20 protein-coding genes and 1 pseudogene are annotated in these 24,541 nt (G+C 37.0%); 9 read left to right on the top strand and 12 right to left on the bottom strand.

The window, feature by feature from the left end:
- Window positions 1–10: 10 nt before the first annotated feature.
- The 3 genes from B2C77_RS07560 to B2C77_RS07550 form a co-directional block, all read right to left on the bottom strand.
- Entirely contained in the window at window positions 11–1,126 is a 1,116-nt protein-coding gene (locus B2C77_RS07560; RefSeq protein ID WP_077703069.1) for an IS4 family transposase, read from the bottom strand.
- A 512-nt stretch (window positions 1,127–1,638) separates the two neighbouring features.
- Window positions 1,639–2,190, bottom strand: a complete 552-nt coding sequence (gene lepB, locus B2C77_RS07555; RefSeq protein ID WP_438272958.1) for a signal peptidase I — start codon at window positions 2,188–2,190, stop codon at window positions 1,639–1,641.
- 55 nt (window positions 2,191–2,245) lie between these two features.
- Complete coding sequence (locus B2C77_RS07550; RefSeq protein ID WP_077703067.1) at window positions 2,246–2,902, bottom strand: TVP38/TMEM64 family protein; 657 nt, start codon at window positions 2,900–2,902, stop codon at window positions 2,246–2,248.
- Between the two features lie 401 nt (window positions 2,903–3,303).
- Here B2C77_RS07550 and B2C77_RS07545 point away from each other — a divergent pair, with 401 nt between their 5' ends.
- On the top strand, window positions 3,304–3,699 hold the full coding sequence (locus B2C77_RS07545; RefSeq protein ID WP_077703066.1) for a YhjD family protein: 396 nt from the start codon (window positions 3,304–3,306) through the stop codon (window positions 3,697–3,699).
- Here the strand turns inward: B2C77_RS07545 and B2C77_RS07540 are convergent.
- The 3 genes from B2C77_RS07540 to lplA form a co-directional block, all read right to left on the bottom strand.
- The gene (locus B2C77_RS07540; protein WP_077703065.1) at window positions 3,635–4,165 is read right to left on the bottom strand and encodes a competence protein ComK; all 531 of its coding nucleotides are present in this window, start codon (window positions 4,163–4,165) and stop codon (window positions 3,635–3,637) included. The genes B2C77_RS07545 and B2C77_RS07540 overlap by 65 nt on opposite strands.
- A 362-nt stretch (window positions 4,166–4,527) precedes the next feature.
- Window positions 4,528–6,063, bottom strand: a complete 1,536-nt coding sequence (locus B2C77_RS07535) for a fatty acid--CoA ligase family protein (RefSeq protein ID WP_077703064.1) — start codon at window positions 6,061–6,063, stop codon at window positions 4,528–4,530.
- Window positions 6,064–6,394: 331 nt separating this feature from the next.
- Entirely contained in the window at window positions 6,395–7,390 is a 996-nt protein-coding gene (gene lplA, locus B2C77_RS07530; protein ID WP_077703063.1) for a lipoate--protein ligase, read from the bottom strand.
- A 731-nt stretch (window positions 7,391–8,121) separates the two neighbouring features.
- On the opposite strand from lplA, the gene yhfH reads away from it, so the two are divergent.
- Together yhfH and pepF are read left to right on the top strand one after the other, a co-directional pair.
- Window positions 8,122–8,250 (top strand): protein YhfH, encoded by a 129-nt coding sequence (gene yhfH / locus B2C77_RS07525; RefSeq protein ID WP_077703062.1) that lies wholly within the window; start codon window positions 8,122–8,124, stop codon window positions 8,248–8,250.
- 495 nt (window positions 8,251–8,745) lie between these two features.
- Window positions 8,746–10,557, top strand: a complete 1,812-nt coding sequence (gene pepF, locus B2C77_RS07520; protein ID WP_077703061.1) for an oligoendopeptidase F — start codon at window positions 8,746–8,748, stop codon at window positions 10,555–10,557.
- Between the two features lie 46 nt (window positions 10,558–10,603).
- Here the strand turns inward: pepF and hemY are convergent, their stop codons facing one another.
- The 4 genes from hemY to B2C77_RS07500 all read right to left on the bottom strand — a co-directional run bounded on the left by hemY (window position 10,604) and on the right by B2C77_RS07500 (window position 16,301).
- Window positions 10,604–12,013, bottom strand: a complete 1,410-nt coding sequence (gene hemY / locus B2C77_RS07515; RefSeq protein ID WP_077703060.1) for a protoporphyrinogen oxidase — start codon at window positions 12,011–12,013, stop codon at window positions 10,604–10,606.
- Complete coding sequence (gene hemH, locus B2C77_RS07510) at window positions 12,006–12,947, bottom strand: ferrochelatase (protein WP_077703059.1); 942 nt, start codon at window positions 12,945–12,947, stop codon at window positions 12,006–12,008. Before hemH ends, hemY begins: the two co-directional genes overlap by 8 nt.
- A gap of 33 nt (window positions 12,948–12,980) precedes the next feature.
- Complete coding sequence (hemE, locus tag B2C77_RS07505) at window positions 12,981–14,021, bottom strand: uroporphyrinogen decarboxylase (RefSeq protein WP_077703058.1); 1,041 nt, start codon at window positions 14,019–14,021, stop codon at window positions 12,981–12,983.
- 102 nt (window positions 14,022–14,123) lie between these two features.
- Window positions 14,124–16,301, bottom strand: coding sequence for a transglycosylase domain-containing protein (locus B2C77_RS07500; protein ID WP_077703057.1), 2,178 nt, complete (start codon window positions 16,299–16,301; stop codon window positions 14,124–14,126).
- A 735-nt stretch (window positions 16,302–17,036) separates the two neighbouring features.
- Here B2C77_RS07500 and B2C77_RS07495 point away from each other — a divergent pair.
- A complete protein-coding gene (locus B2C77_RS07495; protein ID WP_077703056.1) occupies window positions 17,037–17,534 on the top strand; it encodes an antibiotic biosynthesis monooxygenase family protein in 498 nt (165 codons plus the stop codon).
- An 82-nt stretch (window positions 17,535–17,616) separates the two neighbouring features.
- Here B2C77_RS07495 and B2C77_RS07490 read toward each other — a convergent pair whose 3' ends face one another.
- Window positions 17,617–18,600, bottom strand: a complete 984-nt coding sequence (locus B2C77_RS07490) for an iron-containing alcohol dehydrogenase (RefSeq protein ID WP_303046196.1) — start codon at window positions 18,598–18,600, stop codon at window positions 17,617–17,619.
- A gap of 182 nt (window positions 18,601–18,782) precedes the next feature.
- Between B2C77_RS07490 and B2C77_RS07485 the strand changes: the two genes are divergently transcribed.
- From B2C77_RS07485 to B2C77_RS22500, 3 genes and pseudogenes are all read left to right on the top strand, one after another.
- Window positions 18,783–19,130, top strand: a complete 348-nt coding sequence (locus B2C77_RS07485; protein ID WP_077706858.1) for a PadR family transcriptional regulator — start codon at window positions 18,783–18,785, stop codon at window positions 19,128–19,130.
- Window positions 19,120–19,878, top strand: coding sequence for an HAAS domain-containing protein (locus tag B2C77_RS07480; protein ID WP_077701821.1), 759 nt, complete (start codon window positions 19,120–19,122; stop codon window positions 19,876–19,878). The genes B2C77_RS07485 and B2C77_RS07480 overlap by 11 nt, the downstream gene beginning before the upstream one ends.
- Before the next feature lie 203 nt (window positions 19,879–20,081).
- Window positions 20,082–21,339 (top strand): annotated as a pseudogene (locus tag B2C77_RS22500) (ISL3 family transposase).
- A gap of 96 nt (window positions 21,340–21,435) precedes the next feature.
- Here B2C77_RS22500 and B2C77_RS07470 read toward each other — a convergent pair.
- The gene (locus B2C77_RS07470; RefSeq protein ID WP_254844035.1) at window positions 21,436–22,482 is read right to left on the bottom strand and encodes an aldose epimerase family protein; all 1,047 of its coding nucleotides are present in this window, start codon (window positions 22,480–22,482) and stop codon (window positions 21,436–21,438) included.
- 135 nt (window positions 22,483–22,617) lie between these two features.
- Here B2C77_RS07470 and B2C77_RS07465 point away from each other — a divergent pair, with 135 nt between their 5' ends.
- On the top strand, window positions 22,618–23,316 hold the full coding sequence (locus B2C77_RS07465; protein ID WP_077703053.1) for an L-ribulose-5-phosphate 4-epimerase: 699 nt from the start codon (window positions 22,618–22,620) through the stop codon (window positions 23,314–23,316).
- Window positions 23,317–23,427: 111 nt separating this feature from the next.
- Entirely contained in the window at window positions 23,428–24,540 is a 1,113-nt protein-coding gene (locus B2C77_RS07460) for a GntR family transcriptional regulator (RefSeq protein ID WP_077703052.1), read from the top strand.
- Window position 24,541: the final 1 nt, after the last annotated feature.

Here is a 24,541-nt window from a genome sequence, read left to right as displayed (position 1 = left end):
CTGTATGTATTTACGGAATAGATCTATCGTCAAATCTGCGAATCCAGATGTACGCAGGTTTCCACAGCGCTTTATTTAACCAGCGGCTAATTCGGAGTAAGGACTTCTTACTCCTCATCTCTAACTGGATAAGTACATGTAAACAGTAAGCAATGAGCGCAAGGAAGATTTGATTTTGAATGGCAGTTTCGCTCATGCCATAAAAGTGTTTGATCTCTACATGCTGTTTGAGCCATTTGAAAAATAGCTCTATGGCCCACCGTTGACGGTAAATTTCACTAATTTCTTCGGAATTTAGATCGAAACGGTTAGTAATTAATCGTAGAATGTTTCCCTTTGTATCCACTACTTCAAGTAGGCGGAATACATTCTCTGTACGATTTTGCGTCGAACCGATGTAAACCATCTTGTCGGATAAAACCGTAGAATCTTTAGGTATAGAAAATGATTCTACTTCACGAGTGATGGCGTTTTTCTTCAGTCTTGATACGAAAAAATAGCCTTCATCTGTCATTCGATCAAATCGTTCATAATCAACGTATCCACGGTCAAACACATACATGGCTTCTTTGTCGTCTACGAGAACTTCCAGTTGATTTCTGTCATGTTCTTTGGCTGTTGTAATCACTGCTTTTTCAGGATAGACGGTATCTTTATTCATAAATATAAGTCGTAAATGTAGCTTAACTCCTGCTTTTGTTTTACGGAACTTTGCCCACTTATGATTCGTTAAGTTTAATGGAAGCGTGCTAGAATCAATGATTTTCAATGGCATGTATTTCCCGTTTTTAAATTGGATACCTTTTATTTTGTAAACAAGGTCCAAGAATAAATGGGAAAGGATCATTGGATTCATTTCATTATTCTTCCTTGATAGCTGAGATGTACTAATCGATTCAAACCCCAGTGCTTTCTGAAGTCCATCATCTATTAGGGCATCGCTCATTTCTTCCAAGCTCTCGAATCCTTGCAGTTGGGCAAGTAACATGAGCTTTATATACCCTGCAGTTGTTAGCTTTTTTGTGTAGTAATCTTGTTTATTTTCTTCTACTTGTTCAAATAGTTTTTTCGTATTTATAGGTGAAACCCATTTACCAAATGATGATTTTAGTGTATTCTTGTTCATACGGATTATCCTTTACTTTTGGATTTGGACAGGAACCACCTGTACTTCCATTGTAAAGGATTTTTTTGTATCATGAACACGTAATTATTGAACATTTTTAGTATTTTGAATCATCAGGTTTAATTAATGCAATGCTAGTGATCGACAACTTTATGACAAAAGGTATATGATCAGCTTTAAATCTTACAATGATGTTTCATCATAGAGCGTGAAGCATTATTCTACAGTCCACGATCGTTTCCTAAACGTACAAAATAGAAAACGGACAGAAGACCCTTTCCTTATATGAAGACCGGGATCGTCCGTCCGAACTGACTTTATAATTGTTGCTTATGTCCTTTATCATTCTAGTATATCATGTTTGAAAAGAAGCGTCTTGCTGTAGATGAAGAATATAAGAAGCATATAAAATGAAGAAGGTGTGACTAGCATTCATATTTGCTCAAAACCTTGTACAACCTATGACACCAATGATAGGTAAGGAAAAACTTCACCAAAGACGCCATTTTCCACTAGTTACCCAGACTTAGACTAGCTTGAGAAATAGGCCAATATTTCACATCTACTTTGCCGACCAACTGCGTCTGTGCAATAAATCCAAATGCACGACTATCCAAACTTTCCCCACGGTTATCTCCCATAACGAATAGCTTGCCCTTTGGCACTTTTGTCTCTCCAGTTACTTCTTCCAGCGAGAAATTTTCTGTATATGGTTTATTACTTAACGTAGCTTGCGCATATTCTTGTAAAAAATCTTCTTCAACATAATTCCCATTTATATATAATTTGTCATCTTGGTAATAAATCGTATCCCCTGGAATTCCAATTACTCTTTTGACGTAATCTTCTTTCTCATTAGCACGAAAGACAATCACATCAAACCGATCGACTTCCGTTAAATCATACACAAACTTGTTTACCATTAGCAGGTTCCCATCATCCAAAGTTGGCTCCATTGATTCACCTTCTACCACATAGCTGGCAAATAAAGCTGACCTGCTAGCAATTATAATCATGGCCCCAAACAAAATAACAAAGACCACTTTCCGATATTTATTTTTCATTTTCATCTTCCTCCAGAGTAAGTTCTACTAATAGCTTACCCTAGAAACAGATGTTTTAATCTTTCCTCGTATCAGATTCTTCGCGCAACTCCGCTTTTTTCTGTAATCGCTTTTCAATATATTTACCAATCATCCAAAATAACACGATACATATTCCAACAACAATCGTTTTCACCGGATTCTTGGCAAATTCCATAATACTTGAGCCAACATAAGCAATGGAGAAAATCATGACGGATTTCCCCATAATTACGGCTAAGATAAATTGTTGGGTACTAATTTTAGACAATCCAGAAACAACATTAATAACAGATGACGGAGAAAAAGGGAAACACATTAATAAAAACAGTGGTCCAAAACCATGCCTTTCTAGCCATGCAGTTACTTTCCTCACCTGTTTATTTTTACGAATTATTTTAAATACTTTTCGATCACCTAACTTACGAATAATTAAAAAGACGAGAATAGCACCTATTGCTGCACCTGCCCAAGATAAAATAAACCCTTCAAACAGCCCATAAGCAGCAGCATTGGCAAAAACGAATACAACTAGCGGCAAAAATGGAAAAAACGCCTCAATAAATGGCAACAGGAAACCAGGGATAGGGCCTAGATTCTCATAATTTTTTAATAGTTGCGTAATGTAATCATCAAAAGTTTCACTATCAAAAATCATTTCCCAATCGGATAGTTGGATGTCTAATAAAAGCATGTAGTAAATCTCCTCGATAATATGAATGTTATTTTTCTAGTTTTTTCACATAATAATGATATCTCCATGTTTTCCTATAACAGACGATTTCATACTTTAGTGTCTTTTTCTCCCTAAACACATGAGAAAAACGTCGGTTATACGATAAACTTAAAACTTTACACATTCCTATAGTAATTAAAAGAATGAAATGATAGACAAAGTAAAACTTGAATTAGAGGTGTTCTCTTTACCCCCTTGAAGAATGGTTAGTACTTTCTATTTTAATAGAAAAATCGCCATGTGCAAAGTCCTATCACTTATATCGCCACTTTCTTTTCTTTATGAATTGAATTTTTTTATGTTTATCGCATATACTAGCAACAAAGGAACATACGTTCCTTGTGAAGGAGGAATTCTTTTTGCGTTACTTAAACGAAGATGAGTTAACATTGGCATCACGCTTCCTGTTTCTTTCCATGACTATCTTAGTAATTCAACAAGATATTTATTTTCTACAGACTGGTACATTCAAAGCATTTAAAATAAAGGAATCCTACCTAGAAGTTTTAACAAGAATGGAACAGCTTGCATTTCAGGAGCGAAAAAACTTACGGAAAACGATGCAGCAAAAACAAATACAAGTTGTAAAGTTGGAGAAAAATGATTCCTTTTCCTCTTATTTGTTTATTTGTCGAGGGCGTGAGGAAAAACGCAATTATTTCAATCCTGCTATCCGAAAAAAAGTGAAACTTATGTTTGAGGAGTTGATGAGAAAGTCGATTCTGAAGGAGCAATGTGCTTCTTTAAAAACTTGAGTCGGTTATTTAATAAATACCGAAATTGAGCTGTTCGCTGAATTTGGTTTATCATCGACCCATAGGAAATGTCTAATTCAATGCTTTTTCCATTTAGAAAGATAATTTCCGTCCCATATTCATGCTTTCTTTGAACTTGTTCGATATGGGAATGGGCAATCCATGTACACTGAGAGCTCGAAGGAGAAATCGTTGGAAAAAAATACATGCCGCTTAATGGATCAATTGTAACGGGGGCTTTATGGGTAATACCGCAAACATCACGCGTTCCATCCTGTCTTCCTTTTAAACTGCTGCCAAAATACTTACAAGCGTGATCCATCACCTTACTCGGGGAGCAACCAACTGCATATTCTTCCTGATCTTCAAGCACCATCGTCATTGCTTTGTTGTTGGAGTCTCGTCGAGCTACCAAGGCAGCAGTAAAAGGGGTGATTTCGGGAGGATCTGTGTAGAAGTTAAACATGTTTTCATCCTTTCTAGAAGAAAAGAAAGTGGCTTCTTTACTAAAATACCAAACTTTTTCAAAAAAAGAAACAAAAAACACATTTTCTTTCTGATTATTTTATTTTGTTTGCCATTTCTTTTCACCACTTCATCAACAAGAATAGAATAAAATTTATTAAAAAATGCTATGTCGTTAGAAAAACTTGGCTTGTTACCAAGTCTTATGCGAAACCTTTGTTTTTCTTATACTATAAACCCTAAGTTTATACTATTCAGTTATTTTATTATCCACAAGCAACTCATTTATATTTTCTTATCTGTTTAGAAAAACTTAGCAGCTTGCCACCTATTTTATGGCAACAGCTGCTAAGTTTAGGCCTTTCATTGAAGTACTTGTTCCTTTAAGTTTTTCCTTAAAATTTTTCCAGTTGTATTCTTTGGTAATTCATCTAAAAAAATGATGTTTGCAGGGACTTTATATTTTGCTAAATACGTCTGGCAAAATGAAATTAATTCTTCCGCGGTTACGTCATTTTCATCTGTCACAACAAAGCATTGTACCTCCTCACCAGTTTCTGGATCAGGCGTACCTATTACAGCTACTTCTATTACATTTGGATGCCTATAGAAGACTTCTTCTACTTCACGAGGATACACATTATAGCCACCTACTAAAATCATATCTTTTTTCCGGTCAACGATAAAAAAATAACCTTCGTCATCCTTTCGTGCCATATCTCCCGTATATAACCAGCCATTTTTTAAAGCAGCAGCTGTTTCTTCCGTAAGCTTATAATAGCCTAGCATTACATTGGGACCGCGAACGATTAATTCCCCAACCTCGCCAACAGGCACTTCTTCGCCCCATTCGTCTACAATCTTGTTTTCAACCCCTTGAATACTGCAGCCGATCGACCCCGGTTTACGTGGTCGATCTAACGGATTAAAGCAAGTTACCGGTGAAGCTTCAGATAATCCATAGCCTTCAGATATGGTGACATCAAAAGCTTGCTCAAATCCCTTTAACAAAGCTACTGGCATAGATGCCCCTCCAGAAATACAGAACCGGATCGTTGCAAATGGATTTTCTTTATCTTCCCGCTTTGCTTGCAATAAATAATTATACATCGTCGGTACCCCAGCAAAAATAGTTGCTTGATAGGTTGTACTTAATTCAAATACGGCAGAAGGTGAAAATTTTGGTAAAACGATAACTGTCCCGCCATTCATTAAAGGCGCATTAAGGGAAACCGTTAAGCAAAACACATGAAACATGGGTAAAGCAGCAATTACTTTGTCTTTATCATTTATACTTAAATAATCTGCAACATCTTTTGCATTGGAATACAAATTGTGGTGAGAAAGCATGGCTCCCTTTGGTGTACCAGTTGTCCCAGATGTATATAAAATAATGGCCAAATCATCACTTTGCAGATCTGGTTGGTCGAAATACGGATCTCCTAATTGTAGCACCTCAGAAAAAGCATGCAATCTTTCTCTTTCCATCGGTATTGGTTGTTCTCCTGCCCCAGAATCACAAACAATGTAATTAGAAATACTTAGTTCCCCATCTATCGCCTGAAATTTTTCTAGTAATCGGTCTAACGTTATTACCGCCTTGACATCTCCATTATGTAAAATATAACTCAGTTCACTTGGTGTATATAATGGATTAATTGGAATAACCACTAACCCCAGCCTTAGAGCACCATATAGACCAATAATGTAATAAGGGCTATTTCCGACAACTAAAGCAATGTGATCACCTTTTTTATAACCAATTGCTGCTAACCCAGAAGCAAATAAAGTCACAGCTTGATCGAGATCCTTATAACTCGTTGGCTGATGCTCAAAGATATATGCTGGCTTATTCGCATATTCTTGCGCAGTACAGGACAATTGCTTACTTATATTCATAAAACTCCCCCTTGTCTTAGAAAAACTCGGATTGTCGACAAGTATTGTGGCGACAGACCTTCGTTTTCCTTTTACTATAAACCAAAAAATTCCATACTTTTCTCTAGCGCAATAAAATGAATGAATCATCATTCATTTTATTGGTAAACAAAAATCATTCTCCCACACCCAACTAAACTATAAGAATCGTTGAACAATTCAATTATATATGAGGTTATTTATCATTTCAAGAGAAAGCGCTATCGAAGAAATGAACAGTAAAAGGCATAAGCTCAATAACTGAACTCATGCCTGAATTTTAGAATATAGTTCTCCCATAATTACAAAGACATTAATAGATTAACTGAATAAAGTCTTCTTTCGATATCTTTCCTAAATAACGAGGAACTTCAACATTGGTCAACGCTTCTTCAATTGCTTCTTGTTGATGACGGACACCAATAAGACTATTTTCCAAAACGTTGATCTCTCCAACACCGAAAAAGTCACCATAAATTTTACAATTCTCTATTATTCCTTTCTTGACGTCTAAACGAACATCAACAAGACCTGCATCAAATTTATGGGAAGCTTGAATATTAAACGATGGCGACTTGCCGTAATTCCAATCCCAGTTATTATAGCGGTCACGTGATATTTGTTTAACATTTTTCCAATCTTCTTCTGTTAATTCATAACGTGGAACTTCAGAGATATCCTCCACATCAAATACATGCCGTAAAATAACGTGTTTAAATTCGTCCATGGATATTTTTTGATTGAAAAACTCGGAAATGTTTGCTACCCGACTGCGGATGGACTTAATTCCTTTGGAAGCTATTTTTTCTTTGTTTACTTTAAGCGCTGATACAACTTTATCAATTTCAGAGTCAAGCATGAGCGTCCCATGACTGAACATCTTTCCTTTCGTCGCATACATGGCATTCCCTGAGATTTTACGACCTTCGACAACTAAATCGTTACGTCCTTTCAATTCGGCAGGCACACCTAACTTATTTAATGCTTCTACTACAGGCTGGGTGAACTTAGCAAAATTTTGAAAGCTATTCCCATCATCTTTTGTAATGAAACTAAAGTTTAAGTTTCCTTCATCATGGTAAACGGCCCCGCCCCCAGATAAACGGCGTACAACTTTAATATCATGTTCGTTAACATAATGCGTATTTATTTCTTCAATCGTATTTTGATTGCGTCCAATAATAATGGAAGGTTGATTCACATAAAACAATAAAAATGTATCTTTTTCACCAAAGTTTTCTACAATATACTGTTCCAATGCTAAGTTCATAGCTGGGTCTAAAATACCTTGATTATCAATGAATTTCATACTTGTCATACCCCTTCCAAAGTTTACAAAATTTTTCTAACTGCTTATCCTTTATACTCTAAACATTCACCTGATATCGTAATGAAGCAACAACAGAGCAAAGAAACAACGTTTTGATCTTCTTGTCCCTTCTTTCTAGTTTAATAAAAAAAACAGATAGAAGCAAAAATTGTGTAAGCCAAGCTTTTCTTGGCATAGTTATAACTTCTATAATTCTAGTACTCTATTTATGTACAATTTTTTTTGATTTTTAATACAACAATCGTTTCGAAAAAACACAAGCGACATGTAGATAGTGACCGCTGCGAAAAAACACTACGCTTTCCGTGTTTTTCCTCCGCTAGCTTAACAGTATCAACTGCCCTTTATTTGCACGGAAAAATCTAACAACTAACACGCTATCACTTGCTCGCCTGCTTTTTCTATCACGCTCACCTCAAAGTGTATTGAATGCAAATCGCCCCAAAGGAATAGTCAACCATCATTTTGCTTTATTACAAGAATACTTCCCTATAGTATAAACAAGTTATCATACCTTAAAACAGTCAATAAAAATATTTAGATACTGTTACATTGCTAAGCCGCCTTTCCACGGCACTACATACGGTTTTCTGCGGTAACGACCAAAAATGGAGATAAAGAAATATTTTTTGTTGTAACACAGTATTGACTTTTTTCATACTGTTATATTACAATAGTTTGTAATTACTAACCGAGGGGGAGGAAGTCCAATGCTCAACGTTCTTGAATTTTTCAGAAATTTACCTAAGAAAAAATGTAGTAAATGTGGAAATGATATGTTAGAAAAAGCAGACTGCTATGGAAATTTATGTGACGAATGTGATCATCCAGCAAGATAAATGAAATGTATGAGAAAGCTACTTCATCGCCACCAGTTCAAGTACCATCTTCAAATTGTCTTAATTCAAATTGGTAATTGTACCAAGCATGAACGACCTATTAAGAAAAGCTGACAATGAACATGTCAGCTTTTTTCAGGTTCAAAGAAAGTTATTTTGCAATTATAAAGTGAACCTTCAATCAGAGGTGGTTTTTTCATTCCGACGGATTGTTTAGGCGAACGAATTGGGAATTTAAGTGCTGTTATCTCCAACTTTTGAAGTAGCATTCTTACAGTGTCTTATATTTTGAAATGAATACTAAATTTTCTTAAAACACCTATTATTATTCAAGTCATTATAATATAATAATACATACATCCAATAACTACAGGATTGCTTTAGAAAGATAATTCATATTAAAATCAGACGTCTTATACTAAGGTTGTCAAATCGAACTTACAGCATCACTATTTACAGTTTACTAATTTTCAATTTATGAAAGGGGAAGCGTCCATGGAGAAACGACCAACTCGTTCTAAAGTACCTGAAAACTTAACATGGGATTTATCAGATCTATTTTCTACACACAAAGATTGGCAAAACGAATTAGAGGCTATTCAAAAGGATGTAGAACAATTTGCGATTTTTAAAGGAGAATTAGGAAAAGAAGCTTCTGCATTATATCAATGCCTTGCCACCTACGAAGCTTTTCAAAAAAGAGTTATGTGGGTAGCAACCTATGCTAATTTACGAAACAGTACAGATGGAACAGACCCATCTCGTCAAGAAGATAGCGCAAAAGTAGCCCAAGCACTAGCAATAATTCAAGCAAAACTATCTTTTATTCAGTCAGAAATACTGGAAATACCTACAGAAACGATTGGGGATTTTGTAAAACGGCACCCCGAATTAGCAACGTACCGCAAAATGCTTGCTGATTTAATAGAAAAAAAACCTTATACATTGTCTTCGCAGATAGAAGAACTACTCGCTTCTCTTTCTGAAGTTCACGATGCGCCATATGTGATTTATCAGCGTAGTACATCATCCGATATGATGTTTGCTTCCATTACGGATGAGCATGGAAATGAACTTCCTATGTCTGCTGCATTGTATGAAGACCGTTATGAGCTAACTGCTGATAACACTGCTCGTAGAAATGCATATAAATCTTTTGTACAAACGCTTCGACAATATCAACATACATACGCTGCCGTTTATGCAACAGAAGTTACCAAGCAAGTGGTGATGGCAAGGCAACGTCAGTATGATAATGTCACAGATATGCTATTGCATCCACAACAGGTAACGACAGATATGTATCATAATCAACTAAATATTATTCAAGCAGAGCTCGCTCCTCATATGCAACGATTTGCTAGACTAAAAAAAGAACAATTGGGATTGGAAGAGTTATACTTATGCGATTTGAAAGCGCCGCTTGATCCAGACTTCAATCCGGTAACTACATATGAAGAAGCGACAGCTACAATTGTGGACGCTCTCGGTATTATGGGAGAAGAATATCAACAAGTTATAAAACAGGCTATTCAAAACCGTTGGGTCGACTTGGCTGATAACATTGGGAAAAGGACAGGTGCTTTTTGCTCCAGCCCTTATGGCGTACATCCCTATATCCTAATTACATGGACAGATACCATGCGCGGTGCATTTGTATTAGCTCATGAATTGGGACACGCAGGTCATTTTTACTTTGCCGGAAAAGAACAGTCTTTATTTAATACTCGTCCTTCAACGTACTTTGTTGAAGCACCTTCCACTTTAAATGAATTACTGCTCGCGAATCACTTATTAGCTAAAACAGATGATGAGCGAATGAAAAGATGGATTATCACCCAGTTATTAGGGACATATTATCATAATTTTGTGACGCATTTACTGGAGGCAGAATTCCAAAAAAGGGTGTATACGTTAGCCGAAAATGGAACGCCTTTAACAGCAAAAGTTCTTTCTGAACAAAAGAAAGAAGCTTTAGCGAATTTCTGGGGAGATAAAGTAACAATGGATGAAGGAGCCGGACTCACATGGATGCGTCAGCCACATTACTACATGGGACTCTACCCTTATACGTACTCTGCTGGTCTGACCGTCTCTACTGCTGTAGCACAGACTATCCAGCAAGAAGGGGCTCCAGCTGCCGAACGTTGGATTAACGTATTAAAATCTGGAGGAACACTAAAGCCGCTTGATTTAATTCAAAAAGCTGGTGTGGATATGTCTTCGCCTGAACCTATTAAGAAAGCTGTCGACTTTGTAGGATCACTTGTAGATCAATTAGAAGCAAGTTATCAGAAAGAAAAGTAACGACATGATAACCCCCTAAAATGGCAACCATTATAGGGGGTTAAGGTTAACGTAAAACAAAATGTAATGCTTTTTGAGCTGTTCTTTCTCCTTGTTCAATGCAGTCTGGAATACCTTGACCATCATAGGAGCAACCTGTTAAAAAAACACCAGGTAACTGCAGCCTAGCTTGTTTTCTAATTTCAGCAAGTCGTTCCAAGTGCCCGAGTGTATATTGCGGTCTTCCATTTCGCCAACGTGTAACAACACTAAATGTCGGATCACCTTTTAATTTCATTGCTTTATGTAAATCTTTTAGCACAATGTCTGTTAGCGCATCATCTGACGCCTCGACTATTTCTTCGTTATCCGGTCCCCCAACATAACAGCGCATTAAAACTTTCCCTTCTGGGGTTGTTAACGGCCATTTCTTATGTGTCCATGTACAAGCAGTAATATGGTAATTGCTGTTCTTGTTAACAAGAAAGCCTGTGCCATCTATATCTTTTTTTATTTTCACCTTATCAAACGCCAACACAATATTAGCTGTTGATGTGGCAGGTACCTCCACAAAAGGTTGAAAGAAATCATACTGACTAAATATTTTCGGCACGGTAAAATGTGGTGTAGCTATAATAACAGCATCTGCTTTATAAACATTTCCATCACTTAACAGTACATGATAGCCGTGTTCCTTTTTTTCAATATGATCAACCGCTGTTTGGAGCATCATATTCTCTTCTCCAATTTCTTCTGCTAAACGATCTACTAGAGTACCTAAACCGTTTTGAAAGGAAAAGAAAGCACCAGGTGCCGGCCCTTTCCCTTTATCTTTTGCAACTTTGGGAATAGTTTTGTTTAACCCTTTCATTAAACTGCCATATTCTTGCTCCAATTGGCGAAATTGTGGGTAAGAAGCTTTTAAACTCATTTCTTCTATATTTCCAGAATGAATTCCAGATAACAGCGTTTCAATCTGGTTATGGAGTAATTCATTTCCAAAGCGACGTCTAAAAAAAGCTGCTAAAGACTCATCTGTTTCTTCTTTTCGTTTTCCCTTCCATAAATCTGCCAAAGCTCTTAATTTTCCTTTCGGAGAAATTAATGTAGAATTCCATATAGAACGCGCATTTTTTGGAATTCCCATATAGGTATCTTGTGGCATACGGTGGAACTTATTTCCCTTCAAAATATAGGATTTTCCCGTAGCATTACGAACAATTTGATCTTCAAGATGTAGCTCTTCCACTAATTTCATAGCCGGCTGTTTACGAATTAACATCGAGTCTGCACCTTGTTCAATCGTAAATCCATCCCGGTGCAACGTTCTTATTTTCCCCCCTAGATGACTACTTGCTTCCACAAGCTTCACCTTATAAGGAAGTTGCTTTTCAACGAGCTGTTTTTGTAAATAATAGGCAGCAGATAAACCTGTTATACCGCCGCCTATAATGACAATTTGTTTTGAATTATTCATTCGGTTCACGCTTTACTTGCTTTAGTACAACATCGCTTAATGTATGAATAAATTGTGGATGTACGTTTGGCATCTCTGGTCGATAATAGGATGCACCTATTTCATCACAAACTACTTTGCATTCGTAATCATTGTCATATAACACTTCTAAATGGTCGGCTATAAAACCTACAGGTGCGTAAACAAAAGCTTGGTATCCCTTTTGCTCGTAAAGATCTCTTGTAAGATCCTGTACATCTGGTCCTAACCAAGGATCTGGCGTGTTGCCTTCACTTTGCCAACCAATTTCATAATTCTTAATCCCAGTTGCTTCTGAAATTAGTTTGGCGGTTTCTTCTAACTGTTGTGGATAAGGGTCACCATCCTGTAAAATTTTCTCAGGCAAACTATGGGCAGAAACAATCAGCACTGCTTTTTCCCGTTCCTCGTCTGCCATCTTGGCATAAACGTCGGTAATTTGATCAGCCCAATATTTAATAAAACCAGGCTCATCATACCAGCTTTCCACTGAAGTAATCGTAATACCATATTTTTCAGCTTCATTGTTTGCTCGTTTATTATAGGATTGTACGCTAAAAGTAGAAAAATGTGGTGCTAAAACTATTGACACCGCTTCTTCCATACCATCTTCAGCCATTTGTTGCACAGCATCCTCAATAAATGGCTCAATATGTTTTAACCCAGTATATGCTTTAAAGTCATATTCGTTTTGAACTGCATTTAATGTTGCCTCCAGTTTTTCCACTTGCTGATTCGTTATTTTTGCCAATGGAGATATGCCTCCAATTGCTTTGTAACGATCTTTTAAGTCTTGCAATGCTTCTGCTTCAGGCTTTCTGCCGTGGCGAATATGCGTATAATACCGTTCAATGTCCTCTTCCTTGTATGGTGTTCCATAAGCCATCACTAATAATCCCATTTTCTTTTTTTCCATGCTTCAACACCTCGCAAATTTAATTTTTTCTTTTCACCTATTTCGCTGACTATACTCATGAATAAACGTAGTTAATCTTTTTAATGTAGCCGGTTGAATATCTGGCGTCACGCCATGACCAAGATTAAAAACATGGTTTCCATCTGCTAAGCCTTCATCCAATATAGCTTGTGTTCGCTTCTCTAGCATTTCCCATTCTGTTAACAAAATAGCTGGGTCTAAATTTCCTTGCAACACTTTCGTAACTCCCATATTCCTTGCTTCTTGCACGGAAGTCCTCCAGTCTAACCCAATCACATCAACAGGTAAATTGTTAAACTCCATCAATAAATGCCGTGCGCCGACACCAAATAGAATGAGTGGGACATCATGTCGTTGCAGTTCAGAAAAAATTCTTGTCATTACTGGTTTAATAAAAATACGGTAATCAGATGCATTTAAATTACCTACCCAAGAATCAAAAATTTGAATAGCCTGTGCACCAGCTTCAATCTGAGCTTCTACATACGTAATGGTCATATCAGCCAATTTATCCATTAATAAAAACCATGCTTCTCGTTGCTGATACATAAATGCTTTCGTTTTACTGTAGTTCTTTGATGGTCCTCCCTCAATCATATAGCTCGCCAATGTAAAAGGAGCGCCACTAAAACCGATTAAGGGTACTTGTAACTGTTCTTGTGTCAACAGGCGAATTGTCTCCAATACATACGGAACATCGGATTGTGGATCAATTGCTCCAAGCTTTTCTACATCACGAAGAGAGGCAATTGGATTATCAATCACTGGACCAATACCTGATTTAATTTCCACATCCACCCCTAATGCTGGCAGTGGAGACATGATATCTTTATACAGAATGGCTGCGTCTACATTGTAATTTTCTACTGGTAATCTCGTTACATAGGCACATAATTCTGGTTGATGTGTAATTTCAAATAAAGAATACTTCTCTTTTAATTTTCTATATTCAGGTTGTGACCTCCCAGCCTGACGCATAAACCAAGCTGGTGTATAATTCGTAGATTCCCCTTTATAAGCTCGAATAATCGTATCATTGAATTTGTTTGCCATGCCCATCCATCCTTTTCAACGTTCTATATTCCCAATCTTACTATAACGATCATCTGGAATTGTGTACAGTAAGCGCTACTATTTGTCATTATTTTGTCTAAATCATGCTCCCCAGCTAAGCGTTACTGTGTTAGATGGTGAGCCTTCCGTTTTTGTCAACGGGTCATAAGGGACAACATAATATTCTTTCGCGTTCAACAATGCGTTTTCAACTACAAATTCCATTTCTCCTTTGACTTGACCAACTCGTTCATCGATACCTTCTTTTTTTCGGTAAATTCGATAGATAACGCGGTCATCCTCTGACCCTTGCCAAGTAATCTTCCCCTGAAACAAAGACAAACTACCAAAAGCATAACTGGCTTGTACATTTTTAATTTCTGGTAGTATGATAGGTTCCGGTAAAGCATCTACTTCTGCAGGTTTCGCAAACGAATCCGCCAATGGCTCTTGCTGATCGATCTCTGTTAAAATAGATTTCACTAACCTCGTCGGATAGGCACTTCCGCCCGTTAAATAATGCTCCTCATCCGTTTGATCGTACCCCATCCATAATGCCATTGCATACGTTGGGGTATAGCCTGCAAACCACGCATCTTTTACCTTTCCTTCCATTTGCGGATGCTCTGTAGATCCTGTCTTTCCAGCTAATGCTTTTGTAAAACTTCCTGCTGACGCTGTTCCTGATTTAACGGTTTGCTCTAGCATTTCCGTCATATTCCAAGCTACTTGTGGACTAAATACTTTTTCTGCCTTTCGATTCGCTTGAAACACTTTTTGGTGGTGTCGATCCTTAATTTGATAAATAGCTTGAGCTTTAACGACTTTTCCACGCTGAGCAAAACTAGTATAAGCTTCCATTAATCCAGCTGGCGTTACTCCTTTAGATAATCCACCCAAAGCAATAGCTAATCCTTTATCCTCGACAGGAAGATGGAGCTTTTTTAAATACTTCTTTGCATCCGTAATCCCAATTTCATTTAATAACCATACAGCAGGGGCGTTTTTAGAATAAAGAATGGCATCATAAATGGAAACAAAACCACCATACTGGTCATCGTAATTTTCAGCTGTATAACCATCATAGGCTTGTTTTTGATCGGGTATTAAAGCATAAGGGTGATACTTTTCTTCTTTCATAAGTGCTGGACCATAAACCGCTAGTGGTTTGAAGGTAGAACCTGGTTGCCTCGATGCAGTTGCTCGATTCAAGTCACCAAATGTAAAATCACGTCCACCAATTACTGCTACGATATCCCCTGTTTTGTGATCCATCATCGTAAAAGCGCCTTGTACATCATCCGTGCTCCCAGGAAAATAGGAATTCTGTTTAAATTGTTCATAAGCGACTTTTTGTACAGCAGGATCAACGTTAACAATTAAACGATAACCGCCTCGCTTTAATTCCTCTAACGATAAACGATGTTCTTGAGCGGCTTCTTTCATAACAAAATCACTATAGTCTGTCCACCATGGTTCAGGATCCCATTTATTTACTTTCAGATCAAGCTCCTGCTTTTTTGCTTTATTTTGTTGTTCTTCGCTTATAACGCCAATATCTTTCATTGCCAAGAGTACTGTATTCCTGCGATCTATTGCCTTTTCAGGATAGTTAATGGGTGAATATCCATTAGGTGCTTTAGCAAGACCAGCTAACAATGCACCTTCTGCTATAGACAGATCCTCTACATCTTTGGAAAAATAATATTTAGCAGCTGTAGCTATGCCGTAAACGCCATGTCCAAAGTAAATTTCGTTTAAATACAATTCCAATATCCGCTCTTTCGGTAATGTGCGTTCTAAATAAACAGATGCCATGACTTCTTTGGTTTTACGAAGCCATGTTTTCTCATGACTTAAAAATAAATTTTTAACAAGTTGTTGTGTAATCGTGCTAGCGCCTTCTACTTTCTGCATAGCCAAAATATCTTTATACACCGCTCGAAAAACAGAACGAAAATCAACCCCTTGATGGTCATAAAACCTGCGATCTTCAATAGCAATAAATGCATCTCGCACATGCTCAGGTATGTCATCTAAATTAGCTAAGGTGCGATTTTCATGATAAAGCCTTCCAATTACCTTGCCATCTCTTGTTTCTACCGTTGTCGTTGCGTCCAAAAAAAATTGTTCATCATCAACAATCAACCGACCACCAAAAATAATGGAAGCATAACTAACTAACCCGATGATTATCATTAACAAACAACTATATAAAATTATTTTCCATTTCTTCAACAAGCGTGAACGCTTCTTCTTCCTTTTTTCTATTCTGCTCATTGGTTCACCTCTATATTGTCACTTCTACATTATACGACAGAATGATATAATCTTAAAGTATTTATATTTCATATTAAATAATAATTGTTTCAATTTCTCTTAATAATATGATGCAGAACGCTTCAAAAATGGCTGTGTTTAAAACACCTATACTCTATTTTCAGTTCTTGAAGTAGGTGAGAGTTTTACAGCATATCTGGAAAAAAGAGAAATGATTTGACTTAGCTCCTGTTCACTAAGGTAGTATAGTAGGTAAGAGATACTTACTATAGTAAGTCAAGCATCTACTGTCTAATTTCACTTCATAAAGACTTAGCTTAGCGCCAAGTCTTTATGGAAAGGTTGAAGGTCGAAACGCACACGGAGAAACAGTCTTAGTAATGCAGTTATGCCCGCAGGAGGAAAAAAGAATTGTCCCAAATGATCCTAAGCCCATTATCTAGGAACATCACGGAACGTCCAAGGTATTTGACATATTATTTAAGGCTTTTACTCATCATGAATTCCAAACCAAGTTACTTGGAACGGAAGGCGGCGACTCCAGCGGGGAGAGCATGAGTCTTGACACCCCACAGCGAACGGTTTTTGTGAGCGAGGAGGCTCAAGCAGCCCTGAGGAAAGCGTCCGCCTGTAGTAAAAAGTAACGGGTGCACTAGCAGATCAATTTTTATGAATGACTCAAGATTGAGAAGGCGAAAGTAATGCCTAAACATACTATACGAGGAGGTAATGATTATGTTTGCTCACATGACAAACGGCACCGCTGAATTCTTACAAAAAATCATTGATAAACACCCAAAAAAACATATATCCCTTATGCATGGTGAATCCAGTTCGCTTGCCTATTATGAGGATAAAGCTAAAAGCATTTTCAATTCTGGAAGAGAATATGTAATTTTAATTACAATTGGAGCGATACAAGAAGAAGGATATGTTGTTATGAATAACATACCCGTAACAGAAGAAGGGCAACCCGTTTTTGAGCATCATTTTCAAAATCGCAAACATGAGGTAGAAAAAATGCCAGGATTCCAAGCATTTCGCCTGTTGAAACCAAAAAAAGGAAATACCTACATTGTTTTCACCCAATGGCGCTCTGTACAAGATTTTGAGAATTGGAAAACGTCAGATCAGTTTAAACAAGCACATAAGAATCCATCTGTGAAAACTCCCGATTATTATGCAGATCGACCATTTATAACATCTTATCATATGGTGACAGATGAGAAATAATCGTATCTTTTTATGTCGCGATCAGGGTGTAGTAGCTATCGAAAAAAACGGAAACGGTAGCCAAAAATCTCAGTATGGATAATCATTCAGTAATTTGATAATACAGGTGGTACAAATCTTGTTTAGTTAGTATTTTAGGGACTGGATATAATGGGTTTGCTTCCTTTAGAGCCCTTTCTACCATTTTAGGGATAACACCTTTATCAATTGTAGCTATTTTTTCAGGGATACCCATTGCTTTATTCATTCGTTTTATTTCCCTGATCATCCAAAGTGCTTTCTCTTTATTAGATGAGAATTGGTTGATAGGCTGTACTGTATCTGCAAGTTCAGCCAATAAATCGTAAACCACGTCATCATAAAATTCCAAAACATATGGCAATATAATAGCATTTGCGTAACCATGTGGCACCTGATAAAAACCACCGAATGTATGAGCGATAGCATGAACATAGCCAACATAAGCGCGAGTAAAAGCTTTTCCAGCTAGATAGGAAGCCTTTTGCATGCTTGCTCTAGCTGTTAAATCTTCTGGCTCTATATAACTTTGTTCCAAATTTCCAAAAATTAAAACCACAGCCTGCTTACTCCAATCACGCGTCTTTTGCGTATTGCTCTTTCCGATAAACGCTTCAATTGCATGCGTTAGCGCATCCATACCTGTGGTTGCCGTCATAAACGGCGGAAGATTAACAAGCAATTTTGGATCATGCAAAGCATAATTTGGGGTTAACACTGGGGAATTAATAGCATACTTTTCGGAAGTAGCAGGATTACTAACAACAGCTGCTAACGTTGCTTCACTCCCAGACCCTGCAGTAGTCGGGACAGCATATAATGTTGGTGTCTCTTTACGAACCTTTAATTGACCTTTCATTTTAGATATAGATTTATTTGGATAAGCAAATCTAGCCCCAACTACTTTTGCACAGTCTATAACGGATCCACCCCCTAAAGCAATCATTGCTTTACATTGTTGGTCGCAAAATAAAGTAAGTGCTTCTTCAATATTTCGGGTATTCGGATTATCATATGGAAAACTTCTATTATATATATAGTATTTTATCCTCGTGAATCGGATAATCGTGTGGAATCTTTTCTATATGGATTTTCTTTGAATTATACCTTGCATTACAAGACTAATAATGCTATTCTTCATATATATCATGTAATGCATGATACTTTATAAACATAACTCTTGTATTACAAGTTAGTGAGAAAGGAGGGGGAAGTTTGTCTACAACACAAATGCTGAAGGGTATCATTGATGGCTGTTTGCTGGCAATTATCAAGGATAAAGAAGTATATGGTTACGAAATGGCAGAAAAACTTGAAAGTTATGGTTTCCACTCTTTTAGTGAGGGTACAATTTATCCATTGTTATTGCGGATGCAAAAAGAAGAATTAGTTAAATCTACCTTAAAAAAATCCACAGCAGGACCAAGGAGAAAATATTATTCACTAACTCCAAAGGGGGAGTTAGAATTGAATAAATTTATAGAACGCTGGAATAATTTACAGTCTAATGTTAACAAAGTGTTGTGTTTTGAGCCAGATACAAAATATACAAAAGGAGATGACATCATTGAAGAATAAGTTAAAACTTTCTAAAGAAAGCCAAGAGTTCTTGGAAAACTTACGTGTATACTTATTTTCAAGTGGAAAACAATGGGATGAAATTGAGGAAATTGTGAATGAATTAGAAATCCATTTGTCCGAAGCCGAAAAAAACGGAAAATCCATTGAAAAAATTATTGGAAAATCTCCGAAAGAATATATGGAGATGGTTTCTAACGAGATGTTAATTGACTATAGAACATGGTTTAAATACATTTGCCTAATCATTCTTGGATCATTTTCTATTACAATTTTCCCTGACTTATTAGAAGGCAACCTCTCCTATTCTATCTTGGAAATTATCGGGCATATTATAATTGGTGCAATATTTATTGCTTCTGTTTTCACAGGGTTTAAATATATTTCTACATCAAATCAATCTCTCAAAAGACAGGGGTTGATATTGGCTGGTATAGCGATACTGCCCATCGCTCTATTTATTGGGTTAATCTACCTAAATAGAGCCATCGACACTCCCGTCATTTATTTCGGCAATACTGGAAGCCTAATCATTGGTGTAATCACAGTACTATTTATAATAGGTTTTTCCATTTGGGCAAAATCATGGACTTTAATCATTATAATAGCATTGTTAACACTTCCTGATTATTTACTAAATCTGACCACATTGCAATACGAAACACAACTAATCGTTAGTACAATCATAACTTTTGGAGGAATTGCCATTTACCTCTGGATATTGTCTAAATTGGAAAAAAGTAAGTGAAGATTAACTAATATAACATTAGACTCGTGGAAACCTATGTCAAACCATTATTTTAATTTAGGTTTTCACGAGCTGTTTTCATTAGTTTTCTATTTTAATTCTAAACTTTGAAAGGAAAAAGTAAATGTTAACCAATATGCTCAATCTACCAAACTTAAAGATTCTGGATATGAAAGAAAGCGAATATGATTATAGATTCTTAGTTGAGTCTACTACACTACCCCCCTTCACATTGTCCAAAGTGTGGTACTGTTGCAAACTTATACAAACATGGTAAGAAACAACAACTATATTTCGACCTACCAATGCACGCTAAACGTGTTGGTATTTATGTCAATCGCCAAAGATATAAATGTAGGGAGTGTAATGAAACGTTTTTTGAGAACCTTCCCGATATGGACGTTAGTCGTTCGGTTACTAATAGACTTATAGATTGGATTCAAGAAGCAAGTCTCGAAAAGACCTTTACCAGCGTTGCAGATGATATAGGTGTAGATGAAAAAACTGTTCGAAACATATTCAATGATTATGTTTCTGAACTTGAAGCACATACAGATTTCAGAACTCCTAAATGGCTTGGTATTGATGAAGTTCATTTGCTTAAAAATTATCGTTGTGTCATCACTGATGTTGAAAACAAGTCGGTAATTGATATTTTACGTAAACGGAATAAAGATGTGGTTATCAGTTATCTTTCAAGACTCAAAGACATTGATAAAATTGAACTTGTAGCAATGGATATGTGGAATCCTTATAAAAGTGCTGTTAAATCAGTGATACCACATGCCAAAATCGTAATTGATAAGTTTCATGTTGTTAAATTAGCCAATGAAGCCCTGGAAAAGATACGAAAGGCTAATCGCCAGAATGTCCAAAGAACGTAGGCAACTCATGAGAGACCGTTACGTACTTCTAACAAGACGTAAAGACCTTAATGACTTTGATGACCAAATAAAATTACAAATATGGACTGATACATTCCCGTTACTTGGTCAAGCATATGAGCTTAAAGAGCAATTCTTTGACATTTATGAGGCTGAATCAATCAACGAAGCCTATAAACTGTATCAAAACTGGTTTTCAAATATACCTAAAGAATTGATGGCTTATTTTGGTGATCTAATAAAAGCAGTGAACAATTGGGAAGAAGAGATATTCAACTATTTCAATTCTCCAATTACAAACGCCTATACAGAATCCCTGAATCGTTTAATTAAGACAATGAACCATGTTGGTCGTGGTTACTCTTTTGAAGCCCTCAGAGCAAAAATCTTATTTACACAAGGCTATCGTAAAATAAAAAAGAAAAAGAAATTCAAAGAAGTTGAGATTACTTTTGGAAAAATGTTACCTGATCAATTTCCAAATTTGGAACAAGCAGGCTATGAATGGGTGTATGAGGAAATCTATGGGGCTGATATTTCCACACTGATCAAGGCTATGGAAGAGGGTACCTTTTAATCCTCTTTCCACACTATTTTCCGATTACCCCTTATTTATAAGTGGCTGGGAGCGCGTTTGGACTCTGCTCCTAACGATTGAGTTTATCCCGTAAAATCACGCATCAACTGACAATTCATAAATAATCCGATATGTCTTTTTATCACCTGCATCAAGCACAATATTACCAAAATCCGGATGATGAACTGCACCAGGTAATGTTTGCGGCTCGAGTGCAACAGCCATATGCGGGGATAAGGCATGCCCATCATTTACGATTTCCTTTGATTCAGTCGCGTTTAGAGAATAGAAAACAAGTCCATTTCGATCTGAGTGGATGCGAATATATCGTCCATTATCCGAATTCCTTAATACGGCAATCTCTGAATCCGTTACCTTATAAGGGTCATCAAAGCCAGATGCTCCAATTTGTTTGACAGACTCTAATTTTTCTAAGAGACTACTTTCCTTGTTAAAGTCATAAGCTGTGCCCGAAATATTTAGTAGTTTACCAGTTGGGATTTGGTTCTTATCAAGCTCCACCGTCTCACGCGCAGGAATGCTTAATAGATGACTTTTGAGTCCAGCTGTTTTATTATCGTTTAAATTAAAATAATTATGGGTAGTCGGATTGAACAAGGTCGCCATTTCGGATTGGTTTTCACCGGTAAACTCAATTTGTAACTGATTTCCGGAAATCCAAGTGTATGAAATGGACGCAGCGAGTTCAGCGGGGAAGCCGTCCATCTCAGGATCAATGGTTTTCGTGAAAACTATGCCATTCTCAAGTTCGGAAACGTCCCACCATAAGCTATGGAATCCATTGTTGCCACCATGTAATGTGTTATTACCTTCATTTTGCGGCAATTGAATATATTCATTATTAAACTGGAAAGCTCCATCTTTAATTCTTCCGCCGACCCTGCCGATTGCTTTACCAAAGAAGTACGTCTGATCTGTTATAAAATCCTCCGGGTCATTGAAGCTAAGTAAAATATTACTAGTCTTGCCGTCTTTATCTGGCATTGTTAGCGACGTTAATGCAGCGCCGACATTAAGACAGGAAAAGGAATAACCATTTCCTTTGTCCACCGTATATTTCATTAAGGGAATGTCTGTCTGAGCGTTTAATTTTTCTTTTGTAATTGTCACCATTATGAGCACCAACTTTCTAGATTGAGTAAACGGTTACAATGCAATTGTATCACTTATACGTATGAAAGTCAATTACCTTTGACTTATACGGACAAGTGATGTAAGATGAGGGTAGTTAATAATTCTGTAAGGGGATGAGTCTCGATGTTGGAAAAATTGAAACAAGAAGTCTATGAAGCGAATATGTTACTGCCAAAATATAATCTTGTAACGTTCACATGGGGAAATGTCAGCGGGATTGATCGGGAAAAAAATCTCGTCGTCATTAAGCCGAGCGGTGTGGCCTATAAGGAACTAACATCAGAGCAAATGGTTGTTCTTGATTTGGAAGGGAATATTGTGGAAGGTGATTTAAATCCATCGAGTGACACAGCAACTCATCTTGTATTATATAAACATTTTCCAGAAATCCAAGGAGTCGTTCATACCCACTCGCCATGGGCAGTGACATTTGCGCAAGCCGGCCTTGATGTACCAGCTGCTGGCACGACACATGCGGATACATTTTATGGTCCGGTTCCAGTTACGAGAAAAATGAAGGAATCGGAAGTAGTCCATGATTATGAGAAGCAGACGGGTGACGTAATTGTCGAGACTTTTGAAGAAAGAAAAATTAATCCGTTAGAAGTACCAGCAGTTCTCGTCAACGATCACGGTCCATTTACATGGGGTAAATCAGCAGAGGATGCGGTCCATAATGCAGTTGTTTTAGAAGAGGTATCCAAGATGGCGTATCATACATTGCAATTGAACCCCCATCAGATCGACATGGATTCCTACCTATTAGATAAACATTATTTAAGAAAACATGGAAAAAATGCTTATTATGGACAAAATAAATGATAACTTGAATAAAACGCTGCTGTTTTGAAGAGTGTATCAATTACTTCTTCAAGGCAGCGTTTTTTCTTTGTGATATAATAAATTTGTCATGATATAAAAGGGGATCTAGCCATGGTTAAAAAATATGAACGAATTAAAATAGATATAAGTGAGAAGATCTTATCGGGTACTTATCAGGTGAGTGATAAGTTACCGACGGAATCAGAATTAATGGAAATGTATGAAGTAAGCCGCTTCACGGTGCGCCGGGCAATTGATGAGCTGGAGAAGGATAATTACGTTTACCGGATTCAAGGTGCCGGGATATTTGTAAATGACTGGAAAAGTAAACCGAAGCAGCAAATTCAAAATAAAACGATAGGGCTCATATCAACACATATAACGGATTATATTTTCCCGAATATCATCAGCGGCATCGATAATTATATCTCCGCATACGGTTACTCGATACTTATTGCCGATACTCAGAACAATCCAGAGAAAGAACGGAAAAGTTTAACGAATCTGACAGCCAACCAATTGTCAGGATTTATTATCGAGCCGACAAAGAGTGCGAGAAATAATCTCAATAAAAATATGTACGATAATATAAAAGCGATGGGTATCCCGATGTTATCGATCAACGCGACGTACGATGATCTCGATATTCCGTATTTAGTGATGGATGATGTGAAAACAGGGGAGATGGCGACCAATTACTTAATTTCTAAAGGTCATCAGCAGATTGTAGGAATATTCAAGGTTGATGATAAGCAAGGGGTTGACCGGATGAATGGCTTTATCAAAGCTTATCAGGACCATCCGGAAATCTCGAATATGGGCGATATGATGATGTACCAGACAGAGGAAAAAATAGATAATATCTTCAAAAAGCTGCACACGATGCTGACGCGTTCTAAATATGCTCCAACGGCAATCGTTTGTTACCATGATCAGCTGGCAATTCAAATTATGAATTTCGCAAAAGAGATTGGCTTAAAAATCCCAGAAGATATTTCGATTATTGGCGTGGATGATTACCCGTTTTCCAAATACACGAATCCAAGCTTGACGACGATTCGCCATCCTCAGGAAAAGATGGGATTTGATGCAGGGAAAATGATTATTGATATGATTAATAAACAGGAAGTCCGTTCCAAAGTTTATGAGCCGGAGTTGATCGAACGCGATTCCGTTCTAGAATTAGAGGTAGTTAACGGTTCTCTTCAGGAAAAGAAGGGATAGT

Origin of the sequence: Virgibacillus dokdonensis (genome assembly GCF_900166595.1) — a bacterium.
Taxonomy (GTDB): Bacteria; Bacillota; Bacilli; order Bacillales; family Amphibacillaceae; genus Virgibacillus; species Virgibacillus dokdonensis.
This window is presented reverse-complemented; position numbering and strand designations above follow the sequence as displayed.